This is a genomic window from Serratia sp. 2880STDY5682894, from assembly GCF_001537385.1.
Taxonomy (GTDB): Bacteria; Pseudomonadota; Gammaproteobacteria; order Enterobacterales; family Enterobacteriaceae; genus Serratia; species Serratia nevei.
Window position 1 is genome coordinate 145351 of sequence record NZ_FCJA01000006.1, and the last position, 12397, is coordinate 157747.

Below are 12397 nucleotides of genomic sequence, written 5' to 3' on the forward strand. Positions count from 1 at the left end.
GAGAGTAAAGTGAGTCATATCAGCAAGATGCGCAGGTCGAGGCAGCGAGGGTTTACGCTGCTGGAAATCATGGTGGTGATCGTCATTCTGGGGCTGTTGGCCAGCCTGACTATTCCAAGCCTGATGGGAAACAAGGAGAAGGCCGATCGGCAAAAGGCCGCCAGCGATATCGTCGCGTTAGAGAACGCGTTGGATATGTACAAGCTGGACAACGGGCGTTATCCCAGCGCGGAACAGGGGCTGGCGGCGCTGGTGACCCGGCCGGCGCTGGCGCCGATCCCGAGAAATTATCCCGAAGACGGTTATATCCGCCGGTTGCCGCAAGATCCCTGGGGGCAGGAGTATCGTCTGCGTAATCCGGGGCGTCACGGCAAGCTGGACGTGTTTTCTCTGGGGCCGGACGGCATCGCCGACACCGATGACGATATCGGCAACTGGGTGGCCGACGCCGACGCGCCATGAGGCGCATACGCGGCTTTACGCTGCTGGAGATCATGCTGGTATTGCTGCTGCTGGGGGTGACCAGCGGCCTGGTGATGCTGAGTTTTCCGGCGGATGAGAAAGCGTTGGCACGGCAGGGGGAGCGGCTGAACCATTGGTTGAATGCCCTCGCCGAGCGGGCCGAGCGCGAAGGGGTGAGTTATGGCGTGGCGTTCGGCAGCGGCGGTTGGCGCAGCGTTGCCGCTGCGGGGCAGGCGAGCCGGGAGGCATACGCCCTGCCGGACGGCATCGCGCTGTGGCTGAGCGTTGAAGGGCAAACCGTCGCGCTCGATGACGCGGCGGCGCGGCCGCCGCAGGTGTGGCTGTATCCGGGGGGCGAAACCACGGCGTTCAGCGTAGTGCTGTCGCAGGGGCGGTGCCTGTGGCGATTGCAGGCGCCCGGTTACTTCGTATTTGAAACGACGGACATTCGTTGCGATGACGCGGAAAATGAGACGCCAGCAGGGCATGACGCTGCTGGAAGTGATGGTGGCCTTGATGATCTTCGCCATCGGTTGCCTGGCGCTGATCAACAGCACCGGCGGCCAGGTGCGTAGCCTGAGCGAGATCGAAGCCAAGACCGTTGCGCTGTGGGTAGCGGACAACCAGCTGACGCTGCTGCAGCTCGATCCGCAGCCGCCGACGCTGGCCTGGCATTCGGGCACCACGGTGATGGCCGGTGAGACCTGGCACTGGCGTTATCGTGGGCAGGAGACCAGCGACGCCGGAATGCGGGCGATCGCGATCGAAGTCAGGCGCGATCCGCAGGATCGCAACGTGCTGGCGGAGTTACAGGCTTACCGGGGGTTGCCATGAAGCGCGCTTTGCAACGCGGCTTTACGCTGGTGGAAATGCTGCTGGCCATCGCCCTGTTCGCCATGCTGTCGCTCACCGCCCTGGCGGTCTTCAGGGGCGTGCTGAAAAACGACGAAATTACCCAGCGCAAATCGACGCAGCTGACCCAGCTGCAACGGGCGCTGGCGATCGTCGAGCGCGATTTTGCTCATGCACAGGCGCGTGCGCCGATCGGTGATAAACGCAGGCCGGCGGCGCCGGAATTCGCGGTGCTGCAGACGGCGGAGGGGGAAGACGTGGATTTTCAGCTGTTGCTGATCCGAAGCGGCTGGTCGAATCCGCAGGCCCGGCTGCCGCGTGCCACGCAGGAGCGGGTGGCCTATCGCCATCGGCAGGGGCGGCTGGAGCGCCTCAGTTACCCGAATTTGAGCAGCCCGCAGGCGACGGCGCGCAGCGTGCTGTTGCTGCCTGAGGTGACGCGGTTCCGCCTGCGTTTTTACCGGCAAGGCGAATGGTTGACGGCCTGGCGAGCCGGCGGGCTGCTGCCGCAGGCGGTGGAGATCACCGTCGAAACCCCCGCGTTAGGGGAAATACGGCGCATCATCGCGCTGTCCTCGGCGAGGCCATGATGAAAAAACAACGCGGTATGGCGCTGTTGATGGTGCTGCTGATGATGTCGCTGATGGCGATCGTGGCGGTCAATATCAATGACCACTGGCAGCGTTCGCTGGCGCGCACCCAGTCTCAGCAGGATCGGCTGAGGGCGAAATGGCTGCTGTTGGGCGGGGAGAGCTACGCCCAACAGCGGTGGCGGCAGGCAGGAGAGCAGCGCAAGGCCTGGGGAGCCTCTGGGGCGGCGTTCAGTATGCGTACCGAAGAGGGGGAAGTGGCGATACGCCTGCGCCGGGTCGATGCCTGTTTCAACGTAAACGCCCTGATCCGCGCCGCCGGCCCAACGGAGGTCGGAGATAGCGAGGGGGTTCCCTCCAATAAAGAGAGGCGGATATTCATGCTGTTACTGAACAACCTGGGCATCGCCGACGCGCAGGCAGGCGCGATTGCCGATGCGATCGTCGCCCGGGCTTATGGCGAAGGGTACCTGATGGGGGATATCAGCGAACTGCGGGAGCTGGCCGGTATCGATCGTGAGCTATACCTGCGCCTCGCGCCGCAGCTTTGTGCGGCGCCGGATGCTGAATTGCAGATCAACCCGGACGCCGTGGATGAGGCCCGGTTGCCGCTGCTGCGGGCGATGCTGATGAACGCCCTGGGCGGAGAACGGCTGCGGACGTTGCTGGCGGCCCGCCCGCCGCAGGGGTGGCAGACGCTGACGTTTTTGTCGCAGGAAAAAGCGCTGCAAGCCTTGGATGACGACGATCTCGACGAGCGATTGAAGTTCGACGACAGCCGCTGGATTGCACAGCTGCAGCTGACGCTGAACGACGGGCGCTATCGGCTCGTCAGCGCGTGGCAACCGGGCCAGTCAGGCATCACGGTCAGCGGACGCCAGTTCGACAGAGGGGAGGGGTAAAGGGTGGCGAACACAATCCTGCTTATCGCGCTGAGCGAGGACTCGATGGCCGATGTGCGCTGGGGCCACGTCGGCGAGACGCGCTGCCGCTTTGGCGCCCGCCTCGAGCTGACCGACGGCGGCGGCGAGTTGGCAGCCATGGCGCAGGGCAGCCGGGTCGTGGTACTGGTGCCTGCCCGTCATGTGGTGCTGAGACAAACGACATTCCAGGGCAAGGCCCGGCAGGCGACGCCACTGGCGCTGGCCTACGCCCACGAGGCCGGGCTGTTGACCGATACCGAGCAGATGCACTGGGCGGTGCTGGGCAAGGCGCAGCGTGATTTCACCCTCGCCGGCGTCGCGCTGGCGCAGATGCAGGGCTGGGTCGAGCGCCTGAGCGCCTGCGGCATTCGCGCCGATAAAATGCTGCCCGACGTGCTGGCATTGCCGCTGCCGGGCCAATGCAGCGCGCTGCGCTGGCGCGATCGCTGGCTGATCCGAACGGGGAATGGGCAGAGCTTGTCGCTGCCCGATGCCTGGCGGGATTGCACTCCGCTGCCGACGCCGGATTGGTGTTTGCACTGCGGCGGGGAGATTCCGGCGGGCTGGGAAGCGGCGCGCATTGACGAGGATCCGCTCTGGCAACTGGCGCAAGAGGCCTGGAGCAGCCCCGCCACGCTGCTGCAGGGGCGTTTCAAACCGAGCGTACGCTGGCCGCGTCGCCTGCCCGATAAGACCGTCTGCGCGCTGCTGTTGCTCAGTGGTTCGCTGCTGGTGGGCGGTTTGCATCACCAACAGATGGCCCGGCAGAACGAGAGCCGGATAGCGGTACTGTCTCAGCGCCTGCTGCCTGGCCAGACCGCGCCGGCGTTTGCGGAACAGGCGGCGAAAGCGCAGGTGCGGCGTATGCAAGACGCCCTGAATGCGCCGCAGCTGTTCAGGCTGCTGCCCTACGCGGCCGGGGCACTCGCTTTATGGGCGCCCCCGCAGCTGCAGGCGCTGGCTTTCGACGCTGCCGACGATCGTCTGGTGGTGACGGTGAACAGAAACGACGTGCCGCTGCCGGCACCGATTAACGATGGCGAGGTCAGCATGACGTTCAGCGAAGGCGGCGCACCCAACCAGGCGGTCCTGACGGTGAGAGGTGAGCGATGAATATCGGGTGGCACGATAAGGCGTTGCGGCGGGCGGTGTTGTTAAGCCTGTTGTTGTTGGTAGCCTGCGGCTATTGCCTGTATCAGTTTTCACAGGCGCAGAAAAGCGCACAACAGCTGGCGGCGCTGCAGGGGCAGGCACGTGTCATCCAGCAACTGCAGGCTCGCTCGCCGCCGGGCGCCGCTGCGCGCGAGCAACTGCCGGAGCGGCTGCGGCAGAGCGCGCAAGCGTACCGCATTCCCCTCGCCGACCTGACGGAAAGTGACGCGGAGATGCTGGTGAGGCTGCCGCCTGTGCCGTTCGAAAGCCTGCTGTCGTGGCTGGCTGCCCTGCAGCGCGAGCACGGTATCCGCGTGCTCGCGCTCACCGTGGAGCGCGCGGGGCAGGCGCCGGGCGTAGTGCAGGTCAGCCGGCTGCAGGTGACGACGCAGCCGTCGATGTAACTCACGCTAACGAATCATCAGGAATCAGAAAAATCATGCTATTCGCCCTAAACGCGGCGGCGGATGAACACTGGCTGTTATTTAGCGCCGTGTTGAGTCTGTGCGTCGGCAGTTTTATTAACGTGGTCGTTTATCGGCTGCCTATCATGCTTGAGCGTGAAATAGAAACGACGCAGGCCGAGCGATTTGATCTCGTTTGGCCGCGTTCATTTTGCCCGTCATGCATAAAACAATTATCGGCGTTCGATAATATTCCGCTATTAAGTTGGCTGCTGTTGCGTGGCCGCTGTCGTTATTGCCGCAGCCCTATTCCCGTGCGTTATCCACTGGTGGAGTTATTTCTGATGCTGATGGGAATCATGCTGGCCTGGCGTCTCGGCATCGGGGTTGATTGGTTTTTCATGCTTGCGTTTGTTGCGTTGTTGCTGGCGCTGGCGGCGATTGACAGCGAGCGCCAACTCCTGCCGGATTGCCTGACGCTGTCGCTGTTGTGGGGCGGGTTGCTGTGGCATTGCCTGGCGCACCCGGCCTTTTTGCCGGCGGCGGTGGTCGGCGCGATGGCGGGCTATCTGACGCTGTGGCTGCTGTATTGGGCATTTCGTCTGGCGACCGGCCGCGAGGGGCTGGGATACGGCGATTTTAAACTGTTGGCGGCGCTTGGCGCCTGGGGCGGGTATGCCGCTTTGCCGTCGATCTTGCTGTTTGCCTCCGCCGGCAGCCTGCTGTGGCTGTTGCTGCGCGTATGGCGCGGCGGTGATGGAACTCAGCCCCTGCCTTTCGGGCCGGGGCTGGCGACGGCGGGCGCAGGCGCGGTGGCCTGCCAATGGTTTGCGCTGCCGCTGGGGGGCTAACGGAGCTGGGCTAGAAAGGGCGCCAGTGACCGATTGAATTCGCTGCACTTCTCCTGCAGCGGCGTGGCGTCGGCCGCCAGCTGTGCGGCGACGCGTTGACCTGCAGCAAGCAACTGGGCGCGATTGAGCGCCGGCGACCACCCTTTTTTCTCTGCTTCCTGCAGCGCCGCCGCCGTGAGCTTATCGTCGGCCGGGATGTCGGCGCGATTGCAACGCTCTCTCAAAAACAAGCCGGCGCCGACCAGCGACGACAGCTGGTCGCGTTGGGCGGCGGCGTCAGGGGCCGATTTGGCGGCGTGCTGGCAGCCGGAGAGCAGCAGGGAGGCCAAGACCGCTGCGGCGATATTTTTCAATGTCACGTTATTCTCTCTGTGGAATAGGAACGGTGCGCTTATTTCTTTCGCCGCAAGGCGGCGCTTCGCGATTTCCGGATTATTTTAAACGTTTGTCATGCCATTTAATATCTTGGCCGTATTAGGTTTTATTATTTTAATGCATTCTAAGTGCCTGGCGTTCAGGGCTTCTACTTATTATTCCTCTCGCGGTATCGCCGCATCTCTTTGAGTTTCTTCTCACTCAGTTGGAATCCAATAAATTTAACTGGAGTCGTAATGAAATTATCCAAAATTGCCCTGATGATGGCAACGCTTGCTGCCTCGTCGGCCGCCTGGTCGCATGGGTATATCGAAGTTCCCGAAAGCCGCGCCTACAAGTGCAAGCTGGGCAGCAACACCGACTGCGGCCGGGCGCAGTGGGAACCGCAGAGCGTTGAGCAGATTTCCGGCTTCCCTGGCGGCGCTACGCCGCTCGACGGCCAGCTGGCCAGCGGCGGGGTTAATGGCTTCGAACCGCTGGATCGCCAGGGCGTCAACGTCTGGGCGTTGAACACCATGAAGCCGGGGCCGCAGACGTTCACCTGGTACCACACCGCCAAGCACAAAACCAATAACTGGCGTTACTACATCACCAAACAAGACTGGGACGTGAACAAGCCGCTGTCGCGCGAGGCTTTCGAAAAAGAGCCGTTCTGCGAGGTTGATGGCCATGCTCAGGCGCCAAAAGATCGCGAAGTGCACCAGTGCGTGGTGCCGGAGAGAACCGGCTATCAGGTGATTTACGGCGTGTGGGAAATCAATGACACGGTGAACAGTTTCTATCAGGTGGTTGACGTCAACTTCGAGGACGACGGCGTCGTATCCGAATGGCGCAAGCAGCTGCAGGGATCCCTCACCGGTAAAAACCTGCAGGTTGGCGATAAAGTGATCGCTCGCTTCTTCGACGCGAGCGGCGAAGTGCTGGCGATGAAAACCGAGCTGGCGATCGACAGCGAGGCGCTGACCGACAAAAACCGCTGGAGCCACGCACTGGCAACCAAGATCAACGTCGAGCAGAAAACGGTGCGCGCCGGAGTGAAAGACGGCAAAGGCAACGTCAACCCGGTATTCGGCAATAACGCGGTCTTCGCCAAGCAGGGTAGCCCGATGAAGAGCGTAGTGATCTCCTATGAGGAAGAAACGCCGGCCATTACCGAGGAGATCCGCATCGGCAATCTGTCCAGCACCAAGATCAAGGACGGTAAAGCCCAGCTGACCTTCAATGCCGAGGTCAAAGGCAAGCTGACGGTTGAAGCGCGCGTTTACGATCACGGCCAGACGGAGAAAGGCTATGTGAAAGAGACGCTGGAAGACGCCAGCCAGCCGCTGACCATCGCGCTGACCAACGTCAGCGAAGGCCACCACATGCTGAAAGTGATCGCCAGCAACGACAACGGGCAGAGCATTCAGCCTGATATCGAAAACTTCAACCTGGAAGCAGACTCCACCGGCGGTGGCGGCAACGGCGACTACAACTTCGTCTTCCCGAACGAGCTGAGTAAATACACCGCCGGCACCACGGTGCTGCAGCCGAAGAACGGTAAGGTGTATCAGTGCAAACCTTTCCCTTACAGCGGTTACTGCATGCAGTGGAACAGCGGCGCGACTCATTATGAGCCGGGCGTGGGATCCAACTGGCAGGATGCCTGGATCCTGAAAAAATAAGCGTAAATCGGATAGCCAAGCGGCCAGCGATGGCCGCTTTTCAAGGAGTTTTATGTCACACGAACCTGCCCGTTACGATCTTTTCAGTCGGTTACTGCATTGGGGCATTGCCGCGGTCATGATCTACGTAATGATCGTTGGTTATTCGCTGCATTTTATGACGGATGCGCGCATCTTCGCTTTTTTCTCCGTGACCAATATGTCGTTGGCCTTGGTGCTGACACCGCTGATGGCGGCGCGCTTTATCTGGCGCTTTTTCCGGCCGAAGGTGCCCTATGGCGATATGTTGCAAGGACACCAGAAAGGATTGGTGCATTTGCTGCACGAAATATTCTACCTGCTGATTTTCGTGGTGCTGCTCAGCGGATTCCTCATGCTGGAGCACGGCTTTGCCGTTTTCGGCACGATTGACTTCCCACGCCCGATTGCAAATCTCGACGTTAACCGCTTCTTTTTCGCCGTGCACCGTTATGCGTGTATCGCGCTGTCGGCCATGATCGTGCTGCACGTCGCGGCGGTGATTAAACACCACTGTTTTGCCCGGCAGGCGATTTTGCGCCGCATGCTCTGATTTTACGGGGCGATCACGCCGCCCGGAGGCAGTGCGGCGGCGTGGCCGCGAGGAGCATAGGGGAGTTGGCGGCATGGCCGTTACGCTGGTGGCCGTAAAGCAGGGGCGAGAGTCATCACGCGTTAATCGCGTTATACCCCGAACAGGAACAGAGAAGTGTGTCTATTTATTATTAACGATAAAGATGAACGTAATTAACATTTCATTGTCAATAGGAAAAATACGTATTCAACGTGGACATTGAAGCCGATAAAAGCATCGGCTCAACGCGTTGGGGTCTGATTACCTGACATATTTCCAAACGGAGGTGGGGATTTTGTCATACAGTTTGTTCATGGTGAGCTCCGCCAGACGGTGATCGGCCGCTGAGTAAAACAGCTCCAGTTCATCATCGGAAAGCTCGTACTTATTTTTCTCAATAACACGTTCGAGAGTATCAATCGTGGTGCATTTACGTAAACGCATCAGATAGTCGGTTTTAGTCATGGTGGCCTTTTAGTTTAATAACCGTAAAATAGCTCGGGAATAATTATCCCCTAAGTTTTCATTGTCGTACAGATGTCCTCTCCTGAGAACATTCTGAATAATCTCGCCTTGGTCTTTTGCCAGCGGCGCAGGTCGGAATCATTGATACCGTAGCTGCTGAACAGCGTATAAGTATCGTCGAGATATTCTTCGACTAACTCCGACAGGTCTGATTCGTCCATGTATTTAATTTTATAACTCATCACAAACGAAGCGATATGTTCGATCAACTCATTAAGCTGCAGGTTGACGGAGGATGTCGGATCGTTGACCCACCCGTGGTGGCTGTCTCCCAGGGTCGCGATGCCTTCATCATACAAATTTTCGCACAAGAATTTGAGCTGAGCAATGTCGTGTCGCTTAGGCGAATACTCATCCATATCATCCCCTCCGTAAGTCTTAATTGCGGTGTGATAACACTATGTGAGTAAGCTGATTTACATCATGAACGGAGGCAGCTTAACGGTGGTTAAATAAACTTCCCGTAAAATGAATATAAATCATTTTTTCGCGTTTGGCCTGCAGTTATTACGTAAACTTACAATTCATCCGCAGTTGATGGACGTGAGTTATCAATGATGTCGAAGATTAAACCCCGCGCCGTCACTCGAAACCGGACGCTGTCGTTGATGATATCTTCGCTGTTGATATCCAGACAGGCATTAAAAATGCCCCACTTATAGCGATAACTCATTGAATAACCGCCGTCACCTTGTGGCACTATATCAAGTATTTCTAATGAATCCTCGGCATAGCGTGCGCTTTCAGAATAAAAACTGAGTCCGCTGGTCAGCGCCGGCACTAACTCCGCTATATTGTCATTAATCACTTTCTTTAATTTTTTAACAGAAAGTGCGTTCACTTCCAGGCTACAGGCAAGGGTAACAAGCATTAATCTCGGCCAACAGCAATGTTATCTGCTTATCTTACTCCTTTTCCGGCCTCGTCGGTAAATTTTTCGATTTACCGCAGTTCTTTACCCTATGCCAACATTTCTGTCGAACGGGAATATCCCTGAGGTTGATAAGGGGGAACGTGGCGGGGGAGAGCGCGCTGCGCGGGGCTGTTACGTTCCGTTGCATTAATTGGCACGGCAGAGCTTGAGACGTCGCAGTGAGTGTGATGTTATATTATAACCATTAATTCATCGCGTTGATCACGACATTGACTCCCTCTTCACAACATGACGCCGCGTCGTCACTGAATTCGCTGTTTACCACCTCCGCTGCCGTGCGCTGTGCGGGGGCCGTTGCGCTGCTGGCCCTGCTGTGGCTCGGCATTTTCTGGGCGGTGTCGCTGCCATGATTACCTTGCGTCAGCTGGCGATAGGCTATGGGGCCACGCCGCTTTTCCCGCCGCTGAGCGGGCAGTTTACCGCCGGATCGCTCACTGCGGTGGTGGGCGTCAACGGGGCAGGTAAGTCGACGCTGCTGAAAACCTTCGCCGGATTGTTGCCGCCGTTGGGAGGCAGCCTGAGTTTTAGCGGCGGAAAGCCACCGCGCAGAGCGTATTTACCGCAGCAGGCGGAGCTGGACCGGCAGTTCCCCATCGCGGTGAGCGATCTGGTGGCGATGGGCTGTTGGCCGCAAAGCGGCATGTTCGGCGGCATGAACAAGCGTGCGGCGAGCCAGGTCAATGAGGCGCTGGCGAACGTTGGCATGAGTGCGCTGGCGCACAGCCCGGTGGGCGAGCTGTCTGGCGGCCAGCTGCAGCGAGTGCTGTTTGCACGCCTGCTGGTCCAACAGGCGCCGCTGATCCTGCTGGATGAGCCTTTTACCGGCATCGACAGCGCCACCACGCAAATTTTGCTGCAGGTGATTGCGCAGCTGCACCGGCAGGGGAGAACGGTGATCGCCGTGCTGCACGATATGTCGATGGTTGCCGAGCATTTTCCGCAGGCGCTGTTGCTGACGCCGCAGGCTTGCCACTGGGGCGCGGCCGAGCGAGTGCTGGAGCAGGTGCCGAGGTATCACGCCACTGAACGGCAGCCGGATCTGCGGGCGGTGTCGCCATGATGCTGTGGCATGCGCTTATCGATCCTTTCCTCTCTTTCGGTTTTATGCGCCGCGCGTTCATGGCGTGCCTGGCGTTGTCGCTCAGCGCCGCCCCGCTGGGCGTGTTTCTGCTGCTGCGCCGCATGAGCCTGGTAGGGGATGCCTTGTCACACGCGGTGTTGCCGGGCGCGGCGATCGGCTATCTGATCTCCGGCATGTCGCTGGTGGCGATGGGCGTGGGCGGCTTTATTGCCGGGCTGGCGGTAGCGATGCTGTCCGGCCTGGTGAGCCGCCGCACGCCGCTGAAAGAGGATGCCAGCTTCGCCGGGTTCTATCTGGGGTCGTTGGCGCTGGGAGTCACGCTGGTCTCGCTGCGCGGTTCCAGCGTGGATCTGCTGCACGTGCTGTTCGGTTCGATTCTGGCGGTGGATGCACAGGCCATGGTGATGGTCGGTGCGATCGCCTCGGTTTCGCTGCTGGCGCTGGCGGCGCTGTATCGTGCGTTGGTGATTGAATCCTTCGACGTGACTTTTCTGCGCGTCAACGCGCCGCGCCGCTTGGCGCTGATCCACGGCCTGTTTCTGGCGCTGGTGGTGGTCAATCTGGTGGCGGGATTCCAGATCCTTGGCACCTTAATGTCGGTGGGGCTGATGATGTTGCCCGCCGCCAGCGCGCGCTTCTGGGCGCGCAATCTGCCGCAGACGCTGGCGACGGCGATGGGCATCGGCGCGCTTTCCAGCGTGATTGGGCTGGTGTGGTCCTATTACGCTTCGCTGCCTGCCGGCCCGGCGATCGTGCTCAGCGCCAGCGTCATCTTTTTCGTCTCGATCCTGTTTGGAACGCGCGGAGGCATTTGCGCCTTCGTGCGCCGTTGAGAAGTGCCATTTGCAAGGAGAAAGTATGAAACGTTTACCTATATCGCTGGCGGTCGCTGCTCTGCTGGCCAGCCCATGGGCGATGGCGAAGACCGTTGACGCCGTCGCCAGCTTTTCCATTCTGGGCGATATCGTCAAACAGGTGGGCGGCGATCACGTCAAGGTCAGCACGCTGGTGGGGGCGGATGGCGATCCGCACAGCTTCGAGCCCTCGCCGCAGGACGGCAAGAAGCTGGCTCAGGCTGATGTGGTGTTCGTCAGCGGCCTGAGGCTGGAAGGGTGGATCGATCGCCTGGTCAGCGCCTCGGGTTATAAAGGGCAGGTGATCACCGCTTCACAGGGGATCAGCACTCGTCAGATGGAAGAGGACGGGAAACCGATTACCGATCCTCACGCCTGGAACAGCATGAAAAACGGCGTACAGTACGCTACCAACGTGATGAATGCCCTGATTGCCGCCGATCCCGAGGATGCCAACTATTTTCGTCAGCGCGGAGCCGACTATATTCAGCAGCTGCAAAAGCTGGATCTGTGGGCCAAAACCCAGTTCGCGGCAGTACCGCCACAGAAACGTAAGGTGCTGACCAGCCATGATGCTTTTGGCTACTTTGGGCAAGAGTATGGCGTCACCTTCCTTGCCCCGGTCGGATTTTCCACCGAGGCAGAAGCCAGCGCCAGCGACGTGGCGGGCCTGATCAAACAGATCAAGCAGGAAAAGGTTAACGCTTACTTTATCGAAAATCAGACCGATCCGCGGCTGGTGAAACAGATTGCCGCCGCCACCGGTGCCAAGGCGGGCGGCGAGCTGTACCCTGAAGCGCTCTCCCGCGCGGGCGGCCCGGCGGCCACCTATGAGCAGGCGTTCAAGCACAATGTCGACGCGCTGCTGAGCAGCATGAAGTAATCTCCGCCCCCGCCTGCCGGCGGGGGACGGCTTGTAGGCACTTTCTCGCCATAAAAAAAGCCCCGTTGAGCAGCAACGGGGCTTTGCGACAGATGACACTTTGGAGTTAACGCTTTTTCTTACGTCCCTGTACCGCTTTGAATCGCGGATTGCTTTTACAGATCACATAGATGCGGCCACGACGACGCACGACTTTGCAATCCGGGTGGCGATTTTTCGCCGAACGCAATGAACTCAATACCTGCATGGGGGTTC

19 protein-coding genes are annotated in these 12397 nt (G+C 59.6%); 14 read left to right on the forward strand and 5 right to left on the reverse strand.

Annotation, left to right across the window (positions count from 1 at the left end):
• The first annotated feature begins 27 nt into the window (after nucleotides 1-27).
• Genes gspG through AWX27_RS15110 form a run of 8 tightly spaced genes read left to right on the forward strand, consistent with a single transcriptional unit; the run spans nucleotide 28 to nucleotide 5234 of the window.
• Nucleotides 28-462, forward strand: a complete 435-nt coding sequence (gspG, locus tag AWX27_RS15075) for a type II secretion system major pseudopilin GspG (protein WP_047730782.1) — start codon at nucleotides 28-30, stop codon at nucleotides 460-462.
• On the forward strand, nucleotides 459-1037 hold the full coding sequence (locus AWX27_RS15080) for a prepilin-type N-terminal cleavage/methylation domain-containing protein (RefSeq protein ID WP_072265458.1): 579 nt from the start codon (nucleotides 459-461) through the stop codon (nucleotides 1035-1037). The genes gspG and AWX27_RS15080 overlap by 4 nt, the downstream gene beginning before the upstream one ends.
• Nucleotides 949-1296: a type II secretion system minor pseudopilin GspI gene (gene gspI / locus AWX27_RS15085; protein WP_047728681.1), complete on the forward strand. Its 348-nt coding sequence runs from the start codon at nucleotides 949-951 to the stop codon at nucleotides 1294-1296. Before AWX27_RS15080 ends, gspI begins: the two co-directional genes overlap by 89 nt.
• Nucleotides 1293-1904: a type II secretion system minor pseudopilin GspJ gene (gspJ, locus tag AWX27_RS15090; RefSeq protein ID WP_060423405.1), complete on the forward strand. Its 612-nt coding sequence runs from the start codon at nucleotides 1293-1295 to the stop codon at nucleotides 1902-1904. The genes gspI and gspJ overlap by 4 nt, the downstream gene beginning before the upstream one ends.
• Nucleotides 1901-2806, forward strand: coding sequence for a type II secretion system minor pseudopilin GspK (gene gspK, locus AWX27_RS15095; protein ID WP_228011772.1), 906 nt, complete (start codon nucleotides 1901-1903; stop codon nucleotides 2804-2806). The genes gspJ and gspK overlap by 4 nt, the downstream gene beginning before the upstream one ends.
• A gap of 3 nt (nucleotides 2807-2809) precedes the next feature.
• Nucleotides 2810-3940, forward strand: a complete 1131-nt coding sequence (gene gspL, locus AWX27_RS15100) for a type II secretion system protein GspL (protein WP_060423408.1) — start codon at nucleotides 2810-2812, stop codon at nucleotides 3938-3940.
• Nucleotides 3937-4383 carry a type II secretion system protein GspM gene (gene gspM / locus AWX27_RS15105; RefSeq protein WP_060423413.1) on the forward strand — a complete coding sequence of 149 codons (447 nt, stop codon included), beginning with the start codon at nucleotides 3937-3939 and terminating at the stop codon, nucleotides 4381-4383. Before gspL ends, gspM begins: the two co-directional genes overlap by 4 nt.
• Nucleotides 4384-4418: 35 nt before the next feature.
• Complete coding sequence (locus AWX27_RS15110; RefSeq protein WP_060423416.1) at nucleotides 4419-5234, forward strand: prepilin peptidase; 816 nt, start codon at nucleotides 4419-4421, stop codon at nucleotides 5232-5234.
• Here the strand turns inward: AWX27_RS15110 and gspS are convergent.
• Nucleotides 5231-5593 (reverse strand): type II secretion system pilot lipoprotein GspS, encoded by a 363-nt coding sequence (gene gspS / locus AWX27_RS15115; RefSeq protein ID WP_060423419.1) that lies wholly within the window; start codon nucleotides 5591-5593, stop codon nucleotides 5231-5233. The genes AWX27_RS15110 and gspS overlap by 4 nt on opposite strands.
• 252 nt (nucleotides 5594-5845) lie before the next feature.
• Between gspS and gbpA the strand changes: the two genes are divergently transcribed.
• Complete coding sequence (gene gbpA, locus AWX27_RS15120) at nucleotides 5846-7273, forward strand: N-acetylglucosamine-binding protein GbpA (protein WP_060423422.1); 1428 nt, start codon at nucleotides 5846-5848, stop codon at nucleotides 7271-7273.
• 52 nt (nucleotides 7274-7325) lie between these two features.
• Complete coding sequence (locus tag AWX27_RS15125; protein WP_060423424.1) at nucleotides 7326-7844, forward strand: cytochrome b; 519 nt, start codon at nucleotides 7326-7328, stop codon at nucleotides 7842-7844.
• 282 nt (nucleotides 7845-8126) lie between these two features.
• Here AWX27_RS15125 and AWX27_RS15130 read toward each other — a convergent pair whose 3' ends face one another.
• The 3 genes from AWX27_RS15130 to AWX27_RS15140 form a co-directional block, all read right to left on the reverse strand.
• Complete coding sequence (locus AWX27_RS15130) at nucleotides 8127-8330, reverse strand: HHA domain-containing protein (RefSeq protein WP_004940313.1); 204 nt, start codon at nucleotides 8328-8330, stop codon at nucleotides 8127-8129.
• A 50-nt stretch (nucleotides 8331-8380) separates the two neighbouring features.
• Nucleotides 8381-8749 carry an Hha toxicity modulator TomB gene (gene tomB, locus AWX27_RS15135; protein WP_004940312.1) on the reverse strand — a complete coding sequence of 123 codons (369 nt, stop codon included), beginning with the start codon at nucleotides 8747-8749 and terminating at the stop codon, nucleotides 8381-8383.
• 158 nt (nucleotides 8750-8907) lie between these two features.
• Nucleotides 8908-9261, reverse strand: a complete 354-nt coding sequence (locus AWX27_RS15140; protein ID WP_060423427.1) for a hypothetical protein — start codon at nucleotides 9259-9261, stop codon at nucleotides 8908-8910.
• 272 nt (nucleotides 9262-9533) lie between these two features.
• Here AWX27_RS15140 and AWX27_RS25120 point away from each other — a divergent pair, with 272 nt between their 5' ends.
• From AWX27_RS25120 to AWX27_RS15155, 4 genes are read left to right on the forward strand one after another with little or no spacing between them, the layout of a single operon-like run.
• Complete coding sequence (locus AWX27_RS25120; RefSeq protein ID WP_154292170.1) at nucleotides 9534-9674, forward strand: hypothetical protein; 141 nt, start codon at nucleotides 9534-9536, stop codon at nucleotides 9672-9674.
• Complete coding sequence (locus AWX27_RS15145; RefSeq protein ID WP_060423430.1) at nucleotides 9671-10384, forward strand: metal ABC transporter ATP-binding protein; 714 nt, start codon at nucleotides 9671-9673, stop codon at nucleotides 10382-10384. The genes AWX27_RS25120 and AWX27_RS15145 overlap by 4 nt, the downstream gene beginning before the upstream one ends.
• On the forward strand, nucleotides 10381-11238 hold the full coding sequence (locus AWX27_RS15150) for a metal ABC transporter permease (protein WP_060423433.1): 858 nt from the start codon (nucleotides 10381-10383) through the stop codon (nucleotides 11236-11238). The genes AWX27_RS15145 and AWX27_RS15150 overlap by 4 nt, the downstream gene beginning before the upstream one ends.
• Before the next feature lie 25 nt (nucleotides 11239-11263).
• The gene (locus tag AWX27_RS15155) at nucleotides 11264-12142 is read left to right on the forward strand and encodes a metal ABC transporter solute-binding protein, Zn/Mn family (RefSeq protein WP_060423436.1); all 879 of its coding nucleotides are present in this window, start codon (nucleotides 11264-11266) and stop codon (nucleotides 12140-12142) included.
• Between the two features lie 106 nt (nucleotides 12143-12248).
• Here the strand turns inward: AWX27_RS15155 and ykgO are convergent, their stop codons facing one another.
• On the reverse strand, nucleotides 12249-12389 hold the full coding sequence (gene ykgO / locus AWX27_RS24605; RefSeq protein ID WP_004940304.1) for a type B 50S ribosomal protein L36: 141 nt from the start codon (nucleotides 12387-12389) through the stop codon (nucleotides 12249-12251).
• Between the last annotated feature and the right edge of the window lie 8 nt (nucleotides 12390-12397).